This is a genomic window from Amycolatopsis sp. SID8362 (assembly GCF_010550475.1).
GTDB lineage: Bacteria > Actinomycetota > Actinomycetes > Mycobacteriales > Pseudonocardiaceae > Amycolatopsis > Amycolatopsis eburnea.
This window is the reverse complement of sequence record NZ_JAAGNB010001041.1, coordinates 1-668: the sequence shown is the minus strand read 5'-3', so window position 1 is coordinate 668 and position 668 is coordinate 1. Positions and strand designations below refer to the sequence as shown.

Below are 668 nucleotides of genomic sequence, written 5' to 3'. Positions count from 1 at the left end.
GGCTGCTGCGGGCCGCCGAAGCCCTGGGGCGGACCGCCGAAGCCCTGCGGCCCGGCCGGCGCGGCACCGCCGCCGCCGAGGCCGACGAACTGCGCGGTCGCCGGGATCAGGCCGAGCACACCCGCGATGAGGATGAGGACGCCGAGGATCAGCGGCGGGAGCCCGAGGCCGAAGGTGTCCTTCGCGGACGCCGAAACCTGCGCGAGCGCTTCGGCCTTCGGCGTCATGCCGATCTTGAGCAGCAGCGCGAACAGCGTGAGCAGCGCACCGCCCGCGACGACCACGATCGGGACGAACTTCTTGATGCCGCCCAGCTTGCCCGCGAGGGCAAGGCCGACACCGCCCGCGAGGGACAGCAGCGAGGCCACCAGGATCATGATCACGTAGAACCAGACGGTCCCCGGGCCGATGATGCCGAGCCGGTCGAGGACGTCCTTGATCGCTTCCTGGCTGGGCGCGCTGTCGAAGAGCTTCGAGTAGTCGCTCGCGTCGCCCATGTAGCCGAAGGAGATGATCAGCGCGATCAGGCCAAGCACCGCGACGACGCCGCCGGCGATGTAGCCGTACAGGGCGTTGCCGCCACCCGCCGGAGCGGCGCCGAACGGCTGCGGCTGCCCGCCGAAGCCGGGCTGCTGCGGGCCGCCGAACCCGGGGGCGCCGAAGCCCTG

General features: G+C 72.3%; 1 pseudogene. It reads right to left on the bottom strand.

Features of this window, described 5'->3' with window-relative positions:
- Positions 1–668: pseudogene (locus tag G3I65_RS32560) on the bottom strand (hypothetical protein); the annotation flags it as partial.